Source organism: Prevotella sp. E13-27, assembly GCF_023217965.1.
Lineage (GTDB): Bacteria > Bacteroidota > Bacteroidia > Bacteroidales > Bacteroidaceae > Prevotella.
This window is the reverse complement of the sequence record NZ_JALPSC010000002.1, coordinates 822,879-845,893: the sequence shown is the minus strand read 5'-3', so window position 1 is coordinate 845,893 and position 23,015 is coordinate 822,879. Positions and strand designations below refer to the sequence as shown.

General features: G+C 40.7%; 20 protein-coding genes. 11 read left to right on the top strand and 9 right to left on the bottom strand.

Annotation, left to right across the window (positions count from 1 at the left end; genetic code table 11):
- Positions 1-48 precede the first annotated feature (48 nt).
- Together M1L52_RS12520 and M1L52_RS12515 are read left to right on the top strand one after the other, a co-directional pair.
- Positions 49-1,698, top strand: a complete 1,650-nt coding sequence (locus M1L52_RS12520) for a dipeptidase (protein ID WP_248615364.1) — start codon at positions 49-51, stop codon at positions 1,696-1,698.
- On the top strand, positions 1,695-2,321 hold the full coding sequence (locus M1L52_RS12515; RefSeq protein ID WP_248615362.1) for a hypothetical protein: 627 nt from the start codon (positions 1,695-1,697) through the stop codon (positions 2,319-2,321). The genes M1L52_RS12520 and M1L52_RS12515 overlap by 4 nt, the downstream gene beginning before the upstream one ends.
- Positions 2,322-2,386: 65 nt before the next feature.
- Here the strand turns inward: M1L52_RS12515 and M1L52_RS12510 are convergent, their stop codons facing one another.
- From M1L52_RS12510 to M1L52_RS12485, 6 genes are all read right to left on the bottom strand, one after another.
- Positions 2,387-4,282 (bottom strand): ATP-dependent DNA helicase RecQ, encoded by a 1,896-nt coding sequence (locus tag M1L52_RS12510; RefSeq protein ID WP_248615359.1) that lies wholly within the window; start codon positions 4,280-4,282, stop codon positions 2,387-2,389.
- Between the two features lie 14 nt (positions 4,283-4,296).
- Positions 4,297-6,021: a single-stranded-DNA-specific exonuclease RecJ gene (recJ, locus tag M1L52_RS12505; protein ID WP_248615357.1), complete on the bottom strand. Its 1,725-nt coding sequence runs from the start codon at positions 6,019-6,021 to the stop codon at positions 4,297-4,299.
- A gap of 96 nt (positions 6,022-6,117) precedes the next feature.
- Complete coding sequence (locus M1L52_RS12500) at positions 6,118-7,398, bottom strand: ABC transporter permease (protein WP_248615355.1); 1,281 nt, start codon at positions 7,396-7,398, stop codon at positions 6,118-6,120.
- Positions 7,395-8,603, bottom strand: coding sequence for a pyridoxal phosphate-dependent aminotransferase (locus M1L52_RS12495; RefSeq protein ID WP_248615354.1), 1,209 nt, complete (start codon positions 8,601-8,603; stop codon positions 7,395-7,397). The genes M1L52_RS12500 and M1L52_RS12495 overlap by 4 nt, the downstream gene beginning before the upstream one ends.
- A gap of 26 nt (positions 8,604-8,629) precedes the next feature.
- Complete coding sequence (locus M1L52_RS12490; protein WP_248615351.1) at positions 8,630-9,163, bottom strand: FHA domain-containing protein; 534 nt, start codon at positions 9,161-9,163, stop codon at positions 8,630-8,632.
- 32 nt (positions 9,164-9,195) lie between these two features.
- Complete coding sequence (locus tag M1L52_RS12485) at positions 9,196-10,296, bottom strand: SPOR domain-containing protein (RefSeq protein ID WP_248615349.1); 1,101 nt, start codon at positions 10,294-10,296, stop codon at positions 9,196-9,198.
- Between the two features lie 239 nt (positions 10,297-10,535).
- Between M1L52_RS12485 and M1L52_RS12480 the strand changes: the two genes are divergently transcribed.
- A complete protein-coding gene (locus tag M1L52_RS12480) occupies positions 10,536-11,249 on the top strand; it encodes a DUF4738 domain-containing protein (RefSeq protein WP_248615342.1) in 714 nt (237 codons plus the stop codon).
- A gap of 4 nt (positions 11,250-11,253) precedes the next feature.
- On the opposite strand, the gene nudC is transcribed toward M1L52_RS12480, so the two are convergent.
- A complete protein-coding gene (gene nudC / locus M1L52_RS12475; RefSeq protein ID WP_248615340.1) occupies positions 11,254-12,039 on the bottom strand; it encodes an NAD(+) diphosphatase in 786 nt (261 codons plus the stop codon).
- A gap of 135 nt (positions 12,040-12,174) precedes the next feature.
- On the bottom strand, positions 12,175-13,950 hold the full coding sequence (locus M1L52_RS12470; RefSeq protein WP_410896785.1) for a bifunctional metallophosphatase/5'-nucleotidase: 1,776 nt from the start codon (positions 13,948-13,950) through the stop codon (positions 12,175-12,177).
- Between the two features lie 124 nt (positions 13,951-14,074).
- Between M1L52_RS12470 and M1L52_RS12465 the strand changes: the two genes are divergently transcribed.
- The 6 genes from M1L52_RS12465 to M1L52_RS12440 all read left to right on the top strand — a co-directional run bounded on the left by M1L52_RS12465 (position 14,075) and on the right by M1L52_RS12440 (position 19,481).
- Positions 14,075-14,701, top strand: a complete 627-nt coding sequence (locus tag M1L52_RS12465) for a TetR/AcrR family transcriptional regulator (protein ID WP_248615338.1) — start codon at positions 14,075-14,077, stop codon at positions 14,699-14,701.
- A gap of 37 nt (positions 14,702-14,738) precedes the next feature.
- Positions 14,739-15,239, top strand: a complete 501-nt coding sequence (locus M1L52_RS12460; protein WP_248615337.1) for a nitroreductase family protein — start codon at positions 14,739-14,741, stop codon at positions 15,237-15,239.
- 42 nt (positions 15,240-15,281) lie between these two features.
- A complete protein-coding gene (locus tag M1L52_RS12455; protein WP_248615335.1) occupies positions 15,282-15,716 on the top strand; it encodes a helix-turn-helix domain-containing protein in 435 nt (144 codons plus the stop codon).
- Entirely contained in the window at positions 15,713-17,671 is a 1,959-nt protein-coding gene (locus tag M1L52_RS12450) for a dipeptidyl peptidase 3 (protein WP_248615333.1), read from the top strand. The genes M1L52_RS12455 and M1L52_RS12450 overlap by 4 nt, the downstream gene beginning before the upstream one ends.
- Positions 17,672-17,676: 5 nt before the next feature.
- The gene (locus M1L52_RS12445; RefSeq protein WP_248615331.1) at positions 17,677-18,300 is read left to right on the top strand and encodes a DNA alkylation repair protein; all 624 of its coding nucleotides are present in this window, start codon (positions 17,677-17,679) and stop codon (positions 18,298-18,300) included.
- 335 nt (positions 18,301-18,635) lie between these two features.
- A complete protein-coding gene (locus M1L52_RS12440; protein WP_248615330.1) occupies positions 18,636-19,481 on the top strand; it encodes a patatin family protein in 846 nt (281 codons plus the stop codon).
- 54 nt (positions 19,482-19,535) lie between these two features.
- Here the strand turns inward: M1L52_RS12440 and M1L52_RS12435 are convergent, their stop codons facing one another.
- Positions 19,536-20,291 (bottom strand): PrsW family intramembrane metalloprotease, encoded by a 756-nt coding sequence (locus M1L52_RS12435; protein WP_248615328.1) that lies wholly within the window; start codon positions 20,289-20,291, stop codon positions 19,536-19,538.
- Between the two features lie 364 nt (positions 20,292-20,655).
- Here M1L52_RS12435 and M1L52_RS12430 point away from each other — a divergent pair, with 364 nt between their 5' ends.
- Complete coding sequence (locus M1L52_RS12430; protein ID WP_248615326.1) at positions 20,656-22,218, top strand: sensor histidine kinase; 1,563 nt, start codon at positions 20,656-20,658, stop codon at positions 22,216-22,218.
- Positions 22,219-22,282: 64 nt separating this feature from the next.
- The gene (locus M1L52_RS12425; RefSeq protein ID WP_248615324.1) at positions 22,283-22,981 is read left to right on the top strand and encodes a response regulator transcription factor; all 699 of its coding nucleotides are present in this window, start codon (positions 22,283-22,285) and stop codon (positions 22,979-22,981) included.
- Positions 22,982-23,015: the final 34 nt, after the last annotated feature.

Sequence of the window (23,015 nt, the reverse complement as noted above, 5' to 3'; positions counted from 1 at the left end):
ACTAAACATAAGAACTACAAATAAAACAGATAACAATAACAGATAATTATGAACAAACGTTTTTTCTTGTCATTGGTATTATGCTTAGGCACTACTGTCGCTTTTGCATGTACTAACCTTATAGTTCCTAAAGGTGCCTCAAAGGACGGCTCCGTTTTCTGTACTTATAGCGCCGATGACTACGGCATGTTCCAAGGACTTGCTCATTACCCTAGAGCGAAACATGCAGCAGGAACTATGCGTAAGATTTATGACTGGGACACCAATGTCTATCATGGTGAAATAGAAGAAGCTCCTGAGACCTATAATGTCGTTGGAAACATAAACGAGTGGCAATTAACAATAGCAGAGACAACATTTGGTGGTCGTGAGGAGATGGTTGACACGACAGGTATTTTGGACTATGGCTCGCTTATCTATGTCACTCTTCAGCGTGCACGTAATGCTCGTGAGGCAATAAAGATTATGACAACACTCGTTGAGAAGTATGGTTATAATTCTGAGGGAGAGACTTTCAGTATTTGTGACCCTAACGAAGCATGGATAATGGAGATGATGGGATGTGCAAGCGACAGAAAGTTATCAAAGGAGCGCACAGTTTGGGTTGCTCTTCGCATACCTGATGACATGATTTGCGGACACGCTAATCAGAGCCGTATATCACGTTTCAACATGAAGGACAAAAGTGGTAACGTGCTCTTTTCAAAGAATGTTGTGAGCTATGCCCGTAAGATGGGATGGTATAGCGGTAAGGATGAAGACTTCTCTTTCTGCAACGCCTACGCTTTCCCTGATTTCTCTGGTCGTAGAATATGTGATGCACGTGTTTGGAGTTTCTTCAATCGCTATGCCGAAGGGATGGAAAAATACTTACCTTGGGCAGAAGGAAGAGCTGCTGATGCAGAACCAATGCCTCTGTGGGTCAAGCCAATCCGCAAACTGGGTATTGAAGACGTGGAACGTGCAATGCGTGACCACTTTGAAGGCACACCATTCTCTCTCGACAGCGACATAGGCGGTGGTATATGGCAGATGCCATACAGACCAACACCTCTATATTTTAAGGTTGATGGTGAGAGCTATTTTAACGAGCGCCCCATCTCAACACAACAGGCTTCGTTTAGCTTCGTCACTCAGATGCGCTCATGGATGCCTCGTGAGATTGGTGGAATAATCTGGTTCGCCAATGATGACGGAAACATGGCTCCATATACTCCCAATTATTGTTGCATTACCTCTGTGCCAAAACCTTTCCATACACCAGGTGCAGATGAGCTGAATTTCTCATTCGACAATGCATACTGGGTGCAGAACTGGGTTTCAAACATGGTGTATCCTCGCTACAGTCTTATGTTTAAGACATTGGAGCAGGTACGAGACTCATTGGACAAGTCATATTTCAAACTGCAGAAAGAGATAGAAGATGCAGCACTGGCAATGAATGAGTCTGAACGAGTGGAATATTTGACACGCTATTCGTCAGATAAAGCCAATGAGATGCTTGCTTCATGGAACAAACTTGCAATTAAGCTTATTGTGAAGTATAACGACATGATTGAAAAGCCTGAGAAGAACGGAGTCTTCACTCGCAATGCACAGGGAATGGGAAGCAAAGTTGTGAGACCAGGATACCCAGATGCTTATTCTCGTGAATTGATAAAAATGACTGGTAACAAATTCAAACGACCAAACAAGTGAGAATAGCACATATCATCATAGCCTTATTCATAGCTGTAAATCATGGTTCTGCACAAGAGGAGACTCCTAATGCCAAGCAGGCAAGAAGAATCATGAATACTGCCTATGAACGGGTGTTTGGTCCTCAAGGTTCTACGTTACACTATAAGGTCAACATAATCGGTCTGTACAAGACTGAAGGAACAATCTTCATGAAAGAGAAGAAGCAACGCTTCACAGACGAGCGAGTTGACACATGGAATAACGGAAAAACAGCATACATGGTCTATAGGAAGAAAAAGACTATAGAAATACATGATGCAAATTCAGATAAGAAAGACAAATATAGCGGACGCTTCAAATTTTCGCTTGATGACTTCACTTATAGCGTAGCAAAAGACCCAGAAGGATTAATGCTGACATTAAAACAGAAGAAAAAGGCGAAAGGTACGATTAAGGAGGTACGTGCACTTGTGGCTCAAGGAACTTATGCACCTATTAGACTAAGAATAAAGGTAGCTTTCTTCTGGACTACCATACATATCTCTGATTTCCGTTCAGGGGGAATTACTGATGATGTTTTCGAGTTTCCTGCTGCTCGTTATAAATCAGGATGGAAGTTCGTGGATAAAAGAGATGATTGATTATATCGGACTGAAGTGTGTCTGTGTCGCATAGTTAATTCTAATAACAATATTTGAAAGAGTTCTCAAGACTTTATAGATATTAGTCCGTCATCATGAATAATACGTCCCTGACTGATTAAATCGTGTAAAACATATTCGAGAATATCAATAGGAGACTCGCAGTTATATATCTCTTTTATATCATGGGGTTGACAATCACTTAGCAGCTGAAGAATCTCTTCGGCTGCTATTTCTATATCTTCATTGCTTTGCTTTTTTCTACTTAAACAAACATCGCACTGGCCACAGGTGTCTTGACGCTCCTCACCAAAATAGTGTAACAACTGACTAGAACGACAAATATTGTCAGTCATGAAATAGTTTATCATGGCATCAATACGCTTACTCATTCGATTGCGCAGGTCGTCATATATACCATATGGAATACTGATATGTTCCGAATTTTCTCGTCGTTGCGTATATTTTACATATGATGCCTTCTTCTGAGGAATGAATGACAGAATGTGTTTCTCGCATAATCCTTTCAATATTGAATAGACTGAAGGCATGGATAGTCCTGTTTCTTGGGCAAGATAAGCTTCGTCGATGTAGACATAATCATTGAACATTCCACTATATGTACGCAACAAAGCAACTATAACAGAATCTTCTTCGAGACTGTTACCACGAAGCCTGTATAGTTCATCGCGTTCGAGAGTAAACATCACTCGAGCTTGATTGTCTTGTTCATCGGAATACTGTATATATCCTGCACGATCAAGAATTTTAAGCGCCGACTCTACTTGAATAGGGAACAGGCCATATGCTTTACAGAATTTAAGCGGATTAAACTCGAAAGCAGCATTATAGCCAGAACCAACAGCTATCTGATAGAAATATGAGAGACAGTCATAGACTTTTCTAACATACTCTTTTGGTGGGAAAGTGTCAGTAATTCTCTTTTTAAGTTTAGTGGCATCGTGGTTATTATACAGCAATACGGCATAGGATTTATTGCCGTCACGACCTGCTCGTCCTGCCTCTTGGAAATATGCCTCAATACTGTCAGGACAATCTATGTGTATCACAATGCGTACATCAGGCTTATCGATACCCATTCCGAATGCGTTTGTCGCGACAATTATTCTTACATTATCACTCTGCCACTCTTCCTGACGCTTATCTTTTTCGCTACCATCAAGTCCTGCATGAAAATAGGTTGCCTGAAGACCTGCCTTATTCAGTATGTCAGCAACATCTTTGGTTCGCTGACGACTACGGGCATAGACAATGGCTGAACCTTTAACATTCTTCAGAATATGTATAAGCTGGTCTTCTTTGTCGGTGGCATATCTGACGATATAAGCAAGGTTCTTTCGTTCAAAGCTCATGCTGAAGACATTCTTCTCCTTAAACTGAAGGCGCTCTTGAATATCGTCAACAACTTCAGGCGTAGCTGTTGCTGTGAGTGCGAGAACAGGAATGTCTGGTACCATCTTGCGTATCTCGGCAATCTGCAGATAGCTTGGACGAAAGTCATATCCCCATTGTGAGATGCAGTGGGCCTCATCTACACAGATGAAGCTAACTTTCATGTGGCGTATTTTTGCAAAGAATAGCTCAGAAGAAAGGCGCTCAGGAGAAATATACAGAATCTTAAGACCGCCTAATACAGCATTTTCCAGTACTCTTACAACATCAGAGTGCTGCATGTCTGAATGTATAGCAGCTGCAGTAATATATTGCTTGCGGAGATGAGCAACCTGATCTTTCATAAGTGCCACCAATGGAGTGATGACTATGCATACTCCTTCCATTGCAAGTGCAGGCACTTGGAATGTTACAGACTTGCCTCCGCCTGTGGGCATGAGTCCAAGAGTATCATGTCCACTGGATATAGACTCAATTATATCACGCTGTATTCCGCGAAAAGAGTCATATCCCCAATATTTTTTTAGAATTGATTCAAAAGAGTCCAAGTCTGTAATAACAACTATAAGCTGTCGCTTGGTTTGATATCTTCAATCTGCAACTGCACCTCACCACGCTTATAGATATTTTCCTCAATGGTGTAGATGATGTCAAATGATGATCTCGACTTAATGTAATGGGCTGCGGCACTTTGACCAAAGGCTATGCCATTCATAACGTTGCTGGAGCGAGAATCGACAAGTTCAAGTTTTATATGCTCTTGCTGTCTGCCTACAACTTTTGAGGTGCCATAGTCATAAACACGGTTCGTGCAGAACAATGGCTTGGGGTTGTCAGGTCCGTGAGGAGCCATCTTCTTCAAGTCATTCTGTAACTTCTTTGTTATATCCTTGAAATCAATTACAGCCTCAATTTCCAGGAGTGCCTCAGTCTGTTCAGGCAGAATATGATTGCTTACATATTCTTGGAAACGGCGGCGGAACTCTTGGATATTCTCCACTTTAAGTGACAATCCTACGGCATAAGTATGACCACCGAAGTTCTCGAGCAAATCGCGGCAACTCTTTATGGCATCATAGATGTCATATCCGGCAACACTTCGTGCAGAGCCGCTGGCAATACCATCTTGACATGAAAGTACTACAGTAGGACGATAGTACATTTCAGTAAGACGTGATGCAACAATGCCCACAACACCTTTCTTCCATCCTTCTCCATAAAGGACAATAGCAGGCTGATGCTCCTGACTTTCAAGGCGTTCAACAATTTGGTTTGCCTCTTCAGTCATCTGTTTGTCTATATCTTTGCGTTGCTCGTTGTATTCATTGATATGAATAGCTTCTGACAAAGCCTTTTTAAAGTCTTTCTCAACAAGCAGGTCAACAGTTTCGATTCCATTTTGCACGCGACCAGAAGCGTTTATGCGAGGACCAATCCTGAAGATGATATCGCTCATGGTTATCTCTCTTCCTGTTAACCCGCATATCTCAATAATAGACTTCAAGCCAACGCTTGGATTCTGGTTAAGCTGCTTAAGACCATGATATGCAAGTATTCTGTTCTCGCCTACAACAGGAACGATGTCAGCAGCTATGCTGACAGCACAGAAGTCGAGTAGGGGAATGAGCTGTGAGAAAGGTATGCCGTTGTTCTTGGCAAATGCCTGCATGAACTTGAATCCTACTCCACATCCACACAAGTCCTTGAAAGGATATGTTGAATCTACACGCTTTGGATTGAGTATTGCCACAGCGCAAGGGAGAACATCATCAGGAACATGATGATCACATATGATAAAGTCTATACCAAGTGACTTTGCATAGGCTATCTCACTAATAGCCTTAATGCCGCAATCGAGGACAATAATAAGTTTAACGTCCTGCTCTGCAGCATAGTCAAGTGCTTTCTTGCTTATTCCATAGCCTTCTTCATATCGGTCTGGAATGTAATATTCCAAATTGGAATAGAACTGCAAAAGAAACTTATAGACCAAAGAAACAGCCGTACAACCATCAACATCATAGTCGCCATAAATCATTATCCGCTCTTTGCGTCCCATTGCATCGTTAAGCCTGTCAACAGCAACATCCATATCATTCATGAGGAATGGATCAATGAGTTCGTTGAGCATAGGACGGAAGAACCGTTTCGCAGCAGACTCCGTCTTTATGCCACGACGCAGAAGCAGATGACCGATAATCGGACTCATGCCTACTTTCTCAGCCAATTCCGCGGCGATCTTCTCTTGTTCTGGTGTAGGTTGGTCGTAATTCCATTTAAAATGCATTTTATATATTTCGTTTTTTTCTGCTACAAAGTTAAATAATAATATCGAAATAAATGCACATTATCATTGTTTTTCACACAATGCCACAAATTTTTACTATTCATAGCGCATAGAACGTGCTGGACGGATAGTAGAAATAAGGTATGACGGACCAATAAGTACGATGACGCTAATCAATAGTGTGGCAACATTCAGTAAAAGTATCAGCCAGAAGTTAAGCTCTAAAGGAATCTCACTAACATAGTAGGCTTGTGGATCAAGCTTTATTATGCCAGTGGCTTTTTGAAGAAATATAAGTCCAAGACCAATGATGTTACCAAAGATTAGTCCACGACCAATGATGAAAGTTGCAAACCAGAGAAAAATCTTTCTAATCAGTATGTTCCTCGCTCCAAGTGCCTTTAGTAAGCCAATCATCTGAGTACGTTCAAGTATGATGATGAGAAGTCCACTGGTCATAGTGAATCCTGCAAGGATAATCATGAGTCCAAGTATAATCCAGACATTAATATCAAGCAGATTAAGCCATGAGAACACTTGAGGATATAGTTCATAAATAGTTCGTGAAGAGAATGTGTTATTGTATCGGTCGAGAGTTCTGTTTACTGTTTTAATAACCTCTCTGTTGGTTGCCTCAAGATTATCGAAATCGTCGACAAGAAGTTCTGCACCTGAGCATTGTCCGTCAAACCATCCGTTTAGTTTAGTCGTAGTGATGATGTCTGTGAAACAGAAGCTGTCATCAAATCGCTTCATGTTTGTCTGATAGATAGCTGCAATGGTGAATCTGCGAGTTCTCACTCCATCCTCATCAATGAAATAGGCAAACACACGATCGTTTATGTTCAATCCAAGTTTGCGAGCTATTGTCTGCGACACCACTATATTATATGATTGTGCTGTGTCGCTGAATTGTGGCAGTTCGCCTGAAACAATATTCTTGCTTATGAAATCCAGATCATATTCTTGCCCTATACCTTTAAGTGCTATGCCAAGGAAGTCTTCATCAGTCTTTAATATACCCTGTGAGATGGCATATCGCTCTGCGTGACGCACTCCTTCAATGGAAGAGAGAACGTTGAGCATACTATCGTCAATACATACAGGATTTGAAGAGGCTGAACTATAATTGAGAATGTTCTCCACTTGAATATGGCTTCCAAAGCCAGTTACCTTATCACGAATGGTATGTTTGAATCCAAGAACAACGCTAACAGCAATAATCATTACAGCCAAACCTATGGCTACTCCAATTGTAGCAATATGTATGGCAGGCTTACTGACGCTTTTGCGCTGTTTTGTTGAGCCAGGCAACTGCACGTCAGTATCGTCGTTCTCACCAAATATTCTTCGTGAAAAGAAAAGTGGAAGGTTCATTCTTCGTTAAGTGTTCTGCCAGGATAAGACTCAAGGGCCTTTCTCAGTACTATGAGAGCCTTGTTCAAATCTTCTTTCTTTAGCACATAAGCTATACGAACCTGATCTCGTCCAGCTCCAGGAGTGGTGTAGAAACCAGCAGCAGGAGCCATCATAACTGTTGCTCCTTCATATTCAAACTCAGAGAGACACCATCTGCAGAATTTTTCTGCATCGTCAACTGGCAACTTTGCTACAGTATAGAATGCTCCCATTGGTATTGGAGAGTAAACTCCTGGAATGCGGTTCAGACCGTCAATGAGACACTTACGACGCTCAACATATTCATCGTAAACGTCACGATAGTATTCCTCTGGTGCATCGAGAGACGCCTCTGCGACAATCTGACCTATGAGTGGGGGAGAGAGACGTGCTTGACAGAACTTCATCACAGCTGCTCTTACCTCAGGATTCTTTGTGATGAGTGCACCTATACGGATGCCACATTCGCTATATCGTTTCGAAACAGAGTCAATAAGTATTACGTTCTGTTCAATGCCTTCGAGGTGACAAGCAGATATATAAGGTGAACCTGTATAGATGTATTCTCGATAGACCTCGTCAGAGAACAGATAAAGATCGTATTTCTTAACGAGATCACGTATCTGGTTCATCTCACGACGTGTGTAGAGATAGCCTGTAGGGTTATTCGGATTGCATATCATGATAGCACGTGTACGCTCATTGATAAGTTCTTCGAACTTCTCTACCTTAGGTAGCGAAAAGCCCTCTTCGATAGTTGTTGCAATGGTACGAATCTTTGCGCCTGCTGAGATGGCAAAAGCCATGTAATTGGCATAGGCTGGCTCAGGAACGATTATCTCGTCTCCAGGATTGAGACACGACATGAAAGCAAAGAGTACAGCCTCTGAACCACCTGATGTGATAATAATATCATCGGCAGTAACATTGATGTTGTATTTGGCATAATAGCCAACGAGCTTTTCCCTATAGCTTTGATAACCTTGTGATGGAGAGTATTCTAGTATCTCGCGATCAATATGTTTCAGCGCATCAAGTGCAACCTCTGGAGTTGGCAGGTCTGGCTGTCCAATATTAAGATGATAGACTTTAGTACCTCTCTTCTTAGCAGCAGCTGCCAAAGGTGCAAGCTTTCTGATAGGGCTTTCAGGCATTTCCAGTCCTCGTACTGATATTTCAGGCATATTATCTTTTGTGTTTGGTTTCTTGTTTAATCTTCGTCTTCGCCAGTTTTAAGCAAAATGCTTGTGGCTCCGATTGTGAACATCTGGTTATTTGTTATGATGCGACGCTCACGGTCGCCCAGTATCTCATTGTCAACGAATGTTCCTGTGTTACTTGGTCCGTCCTTTAATTCATATTTCAGATTACCTCTCTTGTCACGTGACACAGTTATGGTGCAATGAAGCAGGTCCATGCTGGGATCATCAGTAGCAATAGGGGTGCTGATGGGGTTACCTCTCTGGTTACGACCTATCTGGTTTTCACCCATCCTAAGTGGAAGAACTTGTTTGTAGTGGAATACGTTCTCTATGACAATAATGTGTCCGCAAGTGATTTCTGTTGTCTCGTCAGATGATGTTTGTTCTTCGTCATTCTTTTCTTCAACAACAGGCTGTTTCATACGCACAGCAAACTGATTGCCACATGAATTGCACTTAAAGACCAACTTCCTAGTTAAGTCATATTGAGTCTCGTCGAATGTTATGCTTGTGCTACACTTAGGGCAACGTACTCGTTTCATTCCTATATTGTTATGGGAAATTTGCTACTTAATTATTTGAAGGCTTTCAACACCCATGCTTCTTTGAACACGCTACTGTTCTCAGCACGCATTTTCTGGAGCTGTTCATGAGCCTCCTCATTGGTTTCGAATGCTCCATAGACAACTCTTACTTTAGTTGTGCCTTCCATGTCTATTATCTGTGCATCAACACCTTGTTCCTTAAGAACAGTAAGGAAGTTCTCAGCATTCTTGCGCATAGTCTGGCTTGCAAGAACAATGGCATAGCGCTTTTTAGCAGCCTTTTGTACTTGTACGGGCTTTTCCGCAACGGGCTTTTCCACAACAGCTTTTTCTTCAACCTTTGCAACAGACTCTGCCTTTGGCTCATCTACAGGAGTTGAAGGAGTCTCGTTTGCCACGGGCTCTTCTGTTATGCAATCGAGTGTTTCTGGCTCAGGTACAACAGTCTCCTGAGAGATAGAGAAGATGCTGCTCTGTTGAATCTGAGGCTGTGGCTGATCATTTGCCACAGGAGTTCCCATAAAGAAGAATGCAACAATTGCAGCTGCAACGGCGGCTACATTGCGAATCCATCTCATCTTGATGACTACAGCTTCCTGTCCGTCGTCTGTTATGGTTTCTTTCAACTCTTCAACAGAATTGCTTGTAACGCCTGATTCGATAGCAATCTTTTGCTCTTTCTCATGTTTTACATTTTCAGCAGCAAGTACAGCAAGTGTCTTCATTTCAAAAGTACCAAGACCGTACATGGATGGTGTTAGCACTCCTGCTTCGCAAGGGCAGAATTCGTAGTTGCCTTCTTCATTGACCTTTAAAGTTCCAAGGTCAGAAAGCTCATACTCTCCTTCGCTCTGAAGATGCTGTCTAACCTCTTCTACTTCGCTCTCTATGCGACGTAGTGCTTCCGGATAGCTGATATCGTAAGCTTCTATGTAGCTCTGCACCAAGAGGTGATCGTTCACCTTTACCTGCGGATTGAAGCCAAGCGATCTCATTGGAGGAAGAAAGGTTGACGTTTTCTCATCAAAAGAAGCATCAACATAGTGTGCCATAAAGCCACCAAAATTGGGGATTATGACACAATCATTGCCAAGCAATAATATCTCGATATGTTTATTGAGTTCAATCATGCCGCAAAATTACATCTTTTTCTTGAATTAAACAAGGAAAATTTTGATTTTAGACACGATTTAATATGTTAAGAAGCTTAAAATTCAATTTATTTTTCAGAAAACATCATTTATAAAAAATTTAATTTGTACTTTTGCAAATTGAAAAACAAATAATTTAGGTATTTATTTAAGCATTTCACTTTTTCAGTTACATGATGAATCGTACAATCTGTTCCTTAGCATTTATTCTATTGCTTATGTCGTGTCAATGGAAAAAACAAGACATTGATACCGTAAGCGAGAGCGTTGAAGCAAAGGCTTTGCTACAAGGAATATGGATTGACTCAGAAACAGAAGAAGTGAGTTTTCGTGCTAAAGGCGACACTATTTATTTCCCTGATTCAGTCAACCAGCCTTCATACTTCAGAATTGTTGGTGACTCCATAGCTCTTGGTTCTAATCGTTATGAAATTGTTAAGCAATCAGAGAACACATTTTGGTTTGTAAACCAGGTGGGTGATGTGATAAAGCTTGAGAAGAGCGACGATCCTATTCATGAGCTAAGCTTCGAGCGCAAGACTCCAGAAGTGCAGACTCAATATACTGAAGTATTGAAGAGCGATTCAGTTGTGACTTATAATGGTGAGCGCTATCATTGGTATATAGCCATCAACCCTACACGTTATCGCATAAAGAGTTCTTCATTTAATGAAGATGGTGTAGAAGTAGAACAAGTTTATTACGACAACATCATCCACCTTAGTGTGTATAAAGGAGCTGATTGTCTGTTCTCCAGCGACATTAAAAAACAGCAGTTCACCAAGACTATTCCTATGGATTTTCTTGAACAGTCGGTACTTGGAAATCTTAAATACGATTATGCTGATGAGAAAGGACTGCACTTTCTGGCAACGATATGCATACCTAATGGAGCTTCGTGCTACGAAGAAAGTGTTGACGTAGCCATTTGATTAGTTAGTCAGATAAGCCACATTCCAGCCAATTATCTATGAGTCTGCGAGCAATAGACAGTTTTTCTGGTAGTTTAGGCAATGAGGAACGATTAAACCACGCTACTCTCTTAAGCTCTTCGCGCTGCATCTTCAGCTCTCCACTTTCGTATTCGGCATTAAAACCCACCATTAATCCGCAAGGGTAGGGCCAAGGCTGCGAATCAAAATATCGGATATTTTTTACTTTTAAGCCCGTTTCTTCCCAAACTTCGCGTCTTACAGCATCTTCAAGTGTTTCTCCTGTCTCAACGAAGCCTGCTATAAGTCCAAAGAAATCGCTCTTGAAATTTCGTCCCTGAGCGAGCAGCACTTCGTCATTACCACGCCTGATTAGCACAATAATGGCTGTTGCAAGTTGTGGCCACACTTCCTTTCCGCATTCTGTACAACGTTTTGAAATATCAGTATGGAAAGCCATGGGTCCGCCACATATTCCACAGAATTTTGTATTTTGGTCCCAGTAATTCAGTTCCTGGCATTTTCCTGCTTTCAAGTATAAATCTTCAGGAAGCTTATAATAGCTCTGGCGCAGGGGGCAAAGTTCATAGCGGCTCTCGTCAACTTCAGGAGAATCTATTCTGTAACTTCTTGTTTCAATCCCATTAAGCTGACCCGTCTTAAGGACTGTTGTCCAAGGTTTTAGTTCTATAGGCGGCTCTTCACAGAGGGGAATTGTGAATAATCCTTCTTTGCTTGTTCGCTCAAGAAGGATTGATTCTTTACAGAATACGAAATAATATGTCTTCATTCTTTATGTCTTTCTTATTTCTGATATAACACTTCTCTACGAGCATTCTTACTAAACGCAAGCAGCGTTCTTACTAAACACTCTTAGTATTCTTACCAAACGCTCTTGGCGTTCTTACTAAACGCGCTAATTGTTTTAATCACCAAACAATATTTTCCTGTCACGCTTTGCAGCCTCTTTTACCCATTCCTCTGGAACAAAGCGCCAGTTGCTGTTGGCTTTTGGTGAAACAACTTTCTGAGATTCTATCTCTTTCATGAGATAATGGCGAAGATCAAGTTCTGACTCGTAAACTATGCGTCCGTCAATAGAGTCTTTAGGTATGCCTGCACCTCGCGTAAGCAGCTCGCCACCTCCGCAAGCCCTGTAACTGTTCATTGCTACTTTATACCACTTGTTTTCAGAGAAAGGCGTGCCATCAGACATTCTTAGAATCTTTACTTTCTTTCCATTAGGTTTTGTGACATCAACCTCATAGTCAATACCTGTTGCTGAATCGAAATTGAAGGTATAGAACAGGAAGCCCATGCGCTGCTGGTCACCTTTGGCCTCATTGTTTAGAAGGAACAGATGGTCGCTTGGCGATGTCATTGTGTTTGCCCACTGGTCATAGCTCATTTCAAGATGTTTGCGAATCTCCTCGCCAGTCATCATGAGAACGTTAAGCTTGTTTTCAAATCTATAGAGCTTGAACATGTCGCTTACTGTTATGTCTCCTGCATTAATGCTGGCATCAAACGACAATGGGGCGTTGAACGAGATGTCTGCACCAGTAATCTTTAACTGCATGTTCTGTATAAGGTCTGTAAATGCAGAGTTTCCAAAATATGAATCGCGAGTGGAAACTGTGGACTCGAATCGACCAATCTTTCTGTTCACATAGTTGCTGATTTGATATGTCTGTTGTTTAAAGTGGTTTACGAAGTTTTTATCCACCTCCATATCTGCCACACTAACAATATTTCCCTTAATTTGTTTGTTGACAACCTTACCACGTTTATCGGTAATAAGAGTTATCTCAGCTTCTGCAACATTCATTGCATAGCATGAAGGGTCTATACAAAGCACTTGCTTACCATCAACATTCGTTATCATTTCATTATGAACCTGATGATCGTGGCCAAAGAAAATAGCATCAAATCCAGGGACCTCGCGAGCTACTCGTGCAGAAGCATTCTCCTCAACGCCATTGGGCATAGTGATGCCTCCGACCTTTCCGCTATGGAACAAGCCAAAAATAAGGTCAGGATTCTCGCGCTCCTTGATGATTTTTATCCATTTCTTAGCACACGAAACCATTTCCTGAAACTCCAGACCTTCATAGATTCGCTCATTAAGCCAACATGGAATAGTTGGGGTAAGCATGCCTAAGACGACTATCTTTACTCCTTGGCGCTCAATAACGGCATAGGGCTTAACATAAGGATTGCCTGTTGACTTATTTACGATGTTTGCTCCAAGCAGAGGGCATCTCACTTCTCTAATCCATTTGTCATAGACTGCGTGTCCAGGCTCTATGTCGTGATTGCCTACAGTCTCTGCATCATAGTTCATGTAGTTAATAACCTGTGCTGCAACATTAGGCGAAGATGTCATCACAAAGTTTGACCAATAGCAAGTGGGCTGACCTTGGAGTATGTCACCATTATCTATAAGCACTACGCCATCATTGCCATATTCCTGGCGCAAACTGTTCACATAAGTATTTACGCGTGAAAGGGTTCCCTTAAGTGGGGCCTTGGAAATGAAATCGTAAGGAAAGAAATAGCCGTGAACATCGCTTGTCTCCACAATCTTAAGAGTTATGGAATGACTGGACTTGTCATTCTTCTTATCGTTAATACCTGAGGCCTGCATAGTAATTGCACATGAGACGAACATCGCCGAAAGTATGATTTTTGTATACTCCATGAACTTGTAGCTATTTATTGAATTAGATTATATTTTCTGCAAAATTACAAAAAAATCAGGAAACTGATTATATCTCAAAATTTTTTTTTATCTTTGCAGCAGAAAAACCAAACAAATTAGCGATATGAAGAATAATGATAATCAAACACCCTATATGCAGTCTTTGAAGACACGCATACTGGAAACTGCAATGAAAGAATTTGTTGAGAAAGGTGTAAAGGTTGTTCGCATGGACGATATCGCCAAGAGTCTTGGGATATCAAAACGCACTCTTTATCAGATATATGATGGTAAAGAGGAACTCCTTTACGAAGGTCTTAGACGATTTATGCAGAGAAGACGCGAAAAGGTGGAGGAGGTAATGAAGACAAGCGATACCGTGATGGATGTCATTCTTTACGTCTATCGGCTAAATGTTGAAGAGTTCCGTCAGACTAGCTCTGATTTCTTGACGGAGATAACACATTATCCTACAGTACAGGTGTTGTTTAGTGAAGACAGGGAACAGTCGTACGAACGTTTTATTGGCTTCTTGCGCAGGGGTGTTGACGAGGGTATGTTTAAAGACGACGTTGACCTTGAACTGATTTCTGTAATGTTCTCTGCTATAGGAGCATACATCACATCTAACAAACTATATCTGACTTACGAGATGAATAAACTCTTCAAGGATTTGATTTTCGTATCTCTTCGCGGCTTTTGCACACAGAAAGGACTGAAGCATCTGGAACGCATAGAGAAAGAAATGTAAACTGAACACAAAAAAGACATTCAAAAATAAACCACATATGAACTTTTTAGAACTCGTAAAAAATCGCTATAGTTGCAGGAACTACAAGGCCGACGTTCCTGAACAGGAGAAGTTGGACTATATCATGGAGTGTGCGCGACTGGCACCATCAGCAGTAAACAGACAGCCTTGGAGATTCCGAGTTGTTACTGACGAAGAGGGTAGGAAAAAGCTTTGCCAGTGTTATAACCGTGACTGGATAGTTACAGCTCCTGCTATTATCGTTGCATCAATAATGCACGACGAAGAGTGGGTTAGAAAGATTGACGGGAAACATCATGGTGATATAGATATTGCCATTGCTGTTGAGCACATCTGCCTTGCTGCCACAGAGCAAGGACTTGCCACTTGCTGGGTATGCAACTTCAACGCTGCTCAATGCAAGGAACTGTTTGACTTCGAAGAAAACGAAGAACCTGCAGTACTCATTCCTATTGGCTATGCTGCCGACGAGACAACGGAGAAGAAGCGCAAGGCAATGAATGAGATTCTGAAATAATCAATCTAATGCACGACAAGACTACTCAATGTTAAATGAAATATGACAGATAATCAAGAAGACAAGGAAGCCATATACCGAAAGCTGGTAAGGCCGAAAATGATGTTCGACTTGAAGAAGAGAATCATTGAGCACCTGCTTGTTAAGAAAAAGTACAAGGACCTCAGCTATACTGCCAAACAGATGGCTGAAGAACTGGGGACAAATGTGCGCTATATCTCTGCTGTCTTACACGTAGAGTTTCACACAAACTATACAACTCTAGTAAATAAATACAGAATTGACGAGGCGAAGATTCTTCTCACGAATACACGTTATGAGGAGCTGAACGTAGAGGAGATTGGAGATATGGTGGGATTTGCCCATCGCCAGACATTCCATACTGCTTTCGTAAAATTTACAGGAATGACTCCACGCGCTTATCGTGAGAAGTACAAGTCAAAACGAATACCACCATCGAAGAAAAACAAAAAATGAACGATAATTTCAATTATTCCGACGAACGTTTTGCTGACTTGCAGATGTTGCGTTATCGCCTGAACGGGTTTGAGATGCTTTCTTTGCAACAGAAGAAATATGTTTATTGTCTGGCAAAAGCAACGCTCTATGGACGAGACATAACATTTGACCAGTTTGGAGAATATAACCTGCGTATTAGAAAGACACTTGAGGTGATATATACAGACGAAACCATAGACCATGAATGTGATGAGTTCAAAAGTCTGGAAGTATATCTTAAAAAGGTGTGGTTCTCTAATGGCATTTACCATCACTATGGATGCGAGAAGTTCGTTCCTGGCTTTTCCGAAGGATTCTTAAAGGACTGTATGCATGCTGTTGACAGCAAGAGACTTCCATTGGAAAGTGGACAGACTGTAGATGAACTATTTGATGAACTGTCAGCTGTTATCTTCAACCCATCATATAAGGCTAAACGTGTAAACAAATCTGATGGTGAGGATATTGTAGCCTCCTCAGCATGCAATTTCTACAAGGATGTAACTCAAAAAGAGGCCGAAGATTTCTATGGCACTCAGAAAGAAGCACATCTTAATGACAGTGAGCCACCTTCGTTCGGACTGAATTCTACACTTGTGAAGAACTCGGATGGCAAATTGCAGGAAGTAGTTTGGAGTGCCAATGGGAAGTATGCTAAAGCTATACGAAAGATAATGTATTGGCTGAAAAAAGCCAATGAGGTGGCCGAAAACGAGCAACAGAAAAAATATACTAATGCACTTCTGGCTTATTACGAGACTGGCAATCTCAAGGACTTCAATGAGTATTGCAAGCTATGGGTTAAATGTACAGAAGGACAGGTTGACTACATTAATGGGTTCATAGAAGTATATGGCGATCCGTTAGGACTGAAGGGATCATGGGAAGGTCTTGTAGAATATGTTGACAAGGAAGCAACAAGACGCACAAAGCTGATAAGCGACAACGCACAATGGTTCGAAGATAATTCGCCAGTAGATCCTCGATTCAAGAAGAAGGAAGTAAAGGGCGTTACAGCAAAAGCCATCTGCGCAGCCATGCTTGGAGGCGATGAGTATCCCTCAACTGCTATAGGCATAAACCTTCCTAATGCAGACTGGATAAGGGCTGAATATGGTTCAAAGAGCATCACTATATCAAACATTACTGATGCATACAACAAAGCATCTAAAGGTAGTGGCTTTAAGGAAGAATTCGTCATAGATGAGCAGACACTTAAGCTTATTGACAATTATTCTGATGCTTTGGACTGCTTACATACTGACCTGCACGAATGCTTGGGTCACGGAAGTGGTCAGCTGCTTCCAAATGTTGATCCAGATGCCCTGAAAGCTTATGGCAACACTATTGAAGAGGCTAGGGCAGACCTGTTCGGACTATACTACATAGCCGACAGAAAGATGGTGGAACTGGGACTGACACCTGATGACGAAGCGTATAAAGCACAATACTACACATACATGATGAACGGACTGCTTACACAGCTCGTTAGGATTGAACGTGGAAACCAGATAGAAGAGGCTCACATGCGCAATAGGGCGCTTATAGCAAGATGGTGCTTGGCACATGGCAACGCGATGTGTCTTGTAAAAAGCAATGGGAAAACATACCTCAAGATTGATGACTATGAGCAACTGAGACAGTTAATAGCATCACTCTTAGCTGAGATACAACGAATAAAGAGCGAAGGAGACTTTGAAAGTGCACGTGACCTTGTAGAGAGCTATGCCATCACGATTGATCAAGAATTACATGATGAGATACTGAAGCGCTACAGTCAACTAAATCTTGCGCCATATAAGGGATTCATAAATCCCGTGCTCCAGCCTGAATACGATGGAGATGGAAATATTGTTGACATTATTCCTTATTATGGCGAGAGCTACTCAGCACAGATGCTTCGTTATAGTTCAGAATACGGAACGTTAATATAAATAATATGACAAACGAAGAGGTTAGACAACGCATAAAAGAAATAAAGAAAGACTTTCGCCAGATAATGGATGGTGCGACGGCTTCCCAGATGAGAGACAGAGGACTGAACTACAAAGTTAACTGGGGAGCAACGCTACCAAGACTTAGGGAAATGGCAGACGAGATAGGGCAGGACTATACACTTGCTGTAGAACTCTGGAAAGAAAACACTCGAGAATGTAAGATACTTGCCACGATGCTTATGCCACATAGCGAGATGACACCAGATCTCATGGAGCTTTGGATGGAACAGACGCCAAACGTGGAAATAGCAGAACAGGCGGTATTCAACCTCTACCAATATCTTAATTTCGCATCGACAAAGGCCTTTGTTTGGTTGTCATCAGAAAACATACTGACGCAGACATGCGGATACCACATCCTTTCAAGACTGTTCATGTCGAAAGCAACACCCTCAGAACGCGACATCAACGAATTTATCGACCAGGCACTAACAGCTCTTCAGTCAGACTCTCCAATATTAAAAAAGGCAGCAATGCAAAGCATAGTTCACTTTGCTGATTTAGGCCTCGTTTATGAAAGAATAGCAAAGTCAGCCATAAGACATATTGGTGCAGATTTCTTGTAAATTGGTTGATAAATAACACAAAGACACCTAATAAATATATAAAAAAGTTAAATTTCTGCATAAAATGATAATATTATTTTCGCGATATGAAAAATAATATTACTTTTGCATGTGTGTTTTTCATGGTATTAGATTATTAAGGTTTTGGAATTCAATGTGTCGCGAGACATGAAAAGAATTCCGCAAAGCTTGCTTTAAGAAATTTATAAGATTATTTGCAAGCTAAATCTCACAGAAGGGTAGCCTGAGAAGGTAACCCTTCTTTCGTTATGTGGAGGAAAGGTTTATATACTTATCCCACAGGCTGTTATTAACACTTAACAAAGACTATTTGAATGAAACTTGAACGAAATACTGGTTTGGTGTTGGAAGGAGGAGGCATGAGAGGCGTCTTCACTAGTGGCGTGCTCGACGCAATGATGAAATACAACTGCTATTTTCCATACGTAGTTGCTGTCTCTGCAGGTGCGTGTAATGGATTGTCGTATATGAGCCATCAGCCAAGACGAGCCAGATATTCAAATATCGACATGCTTCAGAAATATGACTACATATCTCTGAAAAGTCTGCTGACCAAGGGCTCAATCTTTGATCCTGAGATACTATATGAGCGTTTTCCTAATGAAATAGTACCATTTGATTATGATACCTATATGAATAATCCTGCTACATTCGAAGTAGTGACGACTAATTGTCTGACAGGAAGAGCTGAATATTTGACAGAAAAACATGATAAGAAGAGACTAACAGCCATTGTCAAAGCCTCAAGCTCGTTGCCTTATGTTGCTAAAATCACAGAAATAGATGGAGTTCCAATGCTTGACGGAGGTATCACAGACTCCATTCCTATACAGCGAGCAATAAACATGGGTCATCAGATGAATGTCGTGGTGCTAACAAGAAACAGAGGTTATCGATCAAATGAACCTGACGTAAAGGTTCCAAAGTTCATATACAAGGAATATCCTCGTTTGAGAGTTGCCCTCAGCCAGTTGTCAGAGTCATATAATGAACAACTTGACCTAGTAGAGCGCATGGAAGATTGGGGCGAAATAATTGTCATACGGCCACAACGTCCAATGGAGGTGGACAGACTATGCCGAGATGTCAACAAGCTTGAGCGTCTTTACGAAGAGGGATTCAGCCAAGGAGAGCTGTTCTGCCTTTCAATAATGAAATAGTATTATTTCATCATTAACAAATTAACTTCATCATTAAACAAATACATTCTATAATTAATCAAATACACTCTTTTTGCTATTTCCATAGTTTTCCCCAAAGAACTTTTTGTCCCTGTGTATGTGACTTTTTATTCTTCGTATACAGAAGCGATGCAGCCATATGCAGAATATTATGCAAGCCACAAAGCCAATGCCTCCTAAAACAGGATTTACACCAGAAAGCATGAGAAGGGAGTCGTAAGTTCCATGTGCTAAGATGGGAGCAATAAGAATCAAATACTTATTACGCTTTGAGCGATTCACAAAATAATATAGTGAATAGAAGAATCCCATAAGAACACCAAAAGCATAATGGCCTGGCACAGCCATCAAAGCTCTTACGGCTCCTACTTGATAGAATGAGTCTATGTTGCCGTATAGATAGAATACATTTTCAATTGCTGCAAAACCGAGGCTTACGAATACAGCATAGACTATTCCATCATAATGTTCATCAAAATAGGCATTCTTTCGTAATATTAGCCATAAAGCCAGTAATTTAAACCCTTCTTCTGGAATGGCAGCAACAACGAAACCGTTAGTTAAAGCATTCAACACACTAACGGAATTCTCAGCAATGTCTCCACCACCATATAATACTGCAACAATAATACCTTCAATAATTGATGCAGGAAGGACTGTTAACACACCGTAAAAAAGCGCTTTGAGCAAAAAAGAAGTAGGCTCGGGTAGGGGATCACGCTTGTAAATAAACATCAAAAGCAAAGCCACAGGCAGCAATGCGATAGCTAGTATTGTAAGATGTATCATAATGGTACTTTAAAACTAATAAATTTGTTTTGGGTTATTATCTGTTTTATGGTGACAAAAATAATCAATTATTTTATACCAACCAAATTAATGAATAGTATTTTGGGACACGCCCTTCGAAATAAATAAAAAATGTTTTGTTATTATCCAATCAATTATTCTTTAAGTAAAGATTTTTCTGTGTAAGTTAGTTGCTTATTTAAAACTTAAACAACTATACATAATTAAAATAGTTAAATTTAACGTAATTATTTAACGTAATAAATATGAATCCAAATCTTTAGCATTATATTTGCAAACAAAAACAGACAAAGCACAAATGCCGTTGTTTATAAGTGGCAAAAAAGCTTTAAAACTATAAAACATGAAAAAGAGTACAATCTGGATAATATCTATAGTGATGGGTGTCGCCTTTCTTGGGCTGCTTCTTTTACAGATCTCTTACATAGAAGATATGGCAAAGATGAAAAAGGAGCAGTTTGACGAAAGCGTCAATCGAAGCCTTTATCGGGCAGCACGTAATCTTGAATTAAACGAAACACTTCGTTATTTGGAAAAAGACATTAACGATGTGGAACGACGTGCATACAATCAGGATTCCTTGATGGTTGACGGTCTTGACGGATCGATACGTCACTCTCACCAGTTTTCTGTCTCAGCCGACGATGGTACTGTCTATTCTGCATTTGAGTTAAAGACCTTTACCACCAAACCAGCTTCTGTACCTAAAGCGATGATAATGTCACGTGATAAAGGCTCTATGGCTGATGCGACAAAAACCCTACAGGAAATAGTAAGAAATCGTTATGTATATCAGAAGGCTCTGCTTGACGAGGTAGTGTATAACATATTATATACAGCAAGCGACAAACCACTCAGCGAAAGAGTCAATTTCAAGCTTCTTGATCAAGACATAAGGACCGAATTGCTTAACAACGGAATAAACCTTCCTTATCACCTCACCGTCTCAACATCAGATGGTCGTGAAGTTTTCCGTTGTCCAGAGTATTCTTCGGAAGGTGAAGAGCTAAGCTATACGCAGACTCTATTTCATAACGATCCTACCTCGAAAATGGGTATTGTCAAGATACACTTTCCTGATATGAGCTCGTATATCTTCTCAAGTATAAAATTTCTTATTCCTGCCGTAGTATTCACTCTTGTGCTAATAATCACGTTTGTATTTACAATAGTAGTGATATTTAGACAGAAGCGCTACACAGAGATAAAGAACGACTTCATAAACAATATGACCCACGAACTGAAGACTCCCATATCAAGCATTTCGCTTGCAGCACAGATGCTTAATGATGATAGCGTGGGAAAAAGTCCTGAAATGATGAAACATCTGGGAGGTGTTATCAATGACGAATCAAAGAGACTGCGCTTCCTTGTAGAGAAAGTATTGCAGATGTCAATGTTCGATCGCAAGACTGCATCATTCAAGAAAAAAGAATTGGATCTCAACGAGCTATTGGAACTTGTTGCTTCGTCATTCAATCTGCGTGTCAGCCACACTGGTGGCAAGATAACTCTTGAGGTAGAAGCCATCGATTCAGCAATATATGTCGATGAAGTTCATTTCCAAAATGCCATAACAAACCTTATGGACAACGCCGTAAAATACAGAAAGCCTGATGAGCCAATAAATATTCATATACGTACATGGAATGAAGATGGACGATTACTTTTCTCAATCTCAGACAATGGCTTGGGAATAAAGCGAGAAAATGTGAAAAAGATATTTGACAAGTTCTATAGGGTTCATACAGGTAACGTACATGATGTAAAAGGATTCGGACTAGGTCTTGCTTATGTGAAGAAGATAATAAATCTACATGATGGAGACATTCGTTGCGAGAGTGAGCTTGGCAAAGGAACGAAGTTCACAGTAAGCCTGCCAATCTTGGACGAGACTGACAAATAATAAGAATTCAACAAACATAAGAGATAAACAAATTTATATTATAAACTTTTTAAAACTTACAATTATGGAGGACAAACTTAAGATTTTACTTTGCGAGGACGATGAGAACCTCGGAATGTTGTTACGTGAATATTTGGCAGCTAAAGGTTATGAAGCTGAACTCTGCCCTGATGGTGAAGCAGGTTTCAAAGCCTTTCTAAAGACAAAGTTCGACATCTGTGTACTTGATGTAATGATGCCAAAGAAAGACGGTTTTACACTGGCACAAGAAATCAGAGCGGCTAATGCCGATATTCCTATCATATTCCTGACAGCAAAAATCCTCAAGGAAGACATTCTTGAAGGCTTCAAACTTGGAGCTGACGACTATATCACAAAACCTTTCTCAATGGAGGAACTCGTATTCCGTATAGAGGCAATTCTGCGTCGTGTTCGTGGTAAGAAGAGTAAGGAGTCAACTCTGTATCATATAGGAAAGTTCACATTCGACACTCAGAAGCAGCTTCTAACTTTCGGAGACCGTCAAACCAAGCTTACAACAAAGGAGAACGAGCTTCTTGCTCTGCTTTGCTCTCATGCTAACGAGATTCTCCAGCGTGACTTTGCTCTTAAGACAATATGGATTGATGACAACTATTTCAATGCACGTTCAATGGATGTATATATTACAAAACTTCGTAAGCATTTAAAGGACGATGAGCAGATTGAGATTATCAATATCCACGGTAAAGGTTATAAACTAATAACTCCTGAGGAAGATTAATAGTAACTGCCGCATTTATCACTCGTAAACTAAT

Coding starts and splice junctions, on each gene's coding strand:
- M1L52_RS12520 (WP_248615364.1), top strand. CDS start 49: ATGAACAAACGTTTTTTCTTGTCATTGGTATTATGCTTAGGCACTACT.
- recJ (WP_248615357.1), bottom strand. CDS start 6,021: ATGCATTTTAAATGGAATTACGACCAACCTACACCAGAACAAGAGAAG.
- M1L52_RS12500 (WP_248615355.1), bottom strand. CDS start 7,398: ATGAACCTTCCACTTTTCTTTTCACGAAGAATATTTGGTGAGAACGAC.
- M1L52_RS12495 (WP_248615354.1), bottom strand. CDS start 8,603: ATGCCTGAAATATCAGTACGAGGACTGGAAATGCCTGAAAGCCCTATC.
- M1L52_RS12490 (WP_248615351.1), bottom strand. CDS start 9,163: ATGAAACGAGTACGTTGCCCTAAGTGTAGCACAAGCATAACATTCGAC.
- M1L52_RS12485 (WP_248615349.1), bottom strand. CDS start 10,296: ATGATTGAACTCAATAAACATATCGAGATATTATTGCTTGGCAATGAT.
- M1L52_RS12480 (WP_248615342.1), top strand. CDS start 10,536: ATGTCGTGTCAATGGAAAAAACAAGACATTGATACCGTAAGCGAGAGC.
- nudC (WP_248615340.1), bottom strand. CDS start 12,039: ATGAAGACATATTATTTCGTATTCTGTAAAGAATCAATCCTTCTTGAG.
- M1L52_RS12470 (WP_410896785.1), bottom strand. CDS start 13,950: ATGGAGTATACAAAAATCATACTTTCGGCGATGTTCGTCTCATGTGCA.
- M1L52_RS12465 (WP_248615338.1), top strand. CDS start 14,075: ATGAAGAATAATGATAATCAAACACCCTATATGCAGTCTTTGAAGACA.
- M1L52_RS12460 (WP_248615337.1), top strand. CDS start 14,739: ATGAACTTTTTAGAACTCGTAAAAAATCGCTATAGTTGCAGGAACTAC.
- M1L52_RS12455 (WP_248615335.1), top strand. CDS start 15,282: ATGACAGATAATCAAGAAGACAAGGAAGCCATATACCGAAAGCTGGTA.
- M1L52_RS12450 (WP_248615333.1), top strand. CDS start 15,713: ATGAACGATAATTTCAATTATTCCGACGAACGTTTTGCTGACTTGCAG.
- M1L52_RS12445 (WP_248615331.1), top strand. CDS start 17,677: ATGACAAACGAAGAGGTTAGACAACGCATAAAAGAAATAAAGAAAGAC.
- M1L52_RS12440 (WP_248615330.1), top strand. CDS start 18,636: ATGAAACTTGAACGAAATACTGGTTTGGTGTTGGAAGGAGGAGGCATG.
- M1L52_RS12435 (WP_248615328.1), bottom strand. CDS start 20,291: ATGATACATCTTACAATACTAGCTATCGCATTGCTGCCTGTGGCTTTG.
- M1L52_RS12430 (WP_248615326.1), top strand. CDS start 20,656: ATGAAAAAGAGTACAATCTGGATAATATCTATAGTGATGGGTGTCGCC.
- M1L52_RS12425 (WP_248615324.1), top strand. CDS start 22,283: ATGGAGGACAAACTTAAGATTTTACTTTGCGAGGACGATGAGAACCTC.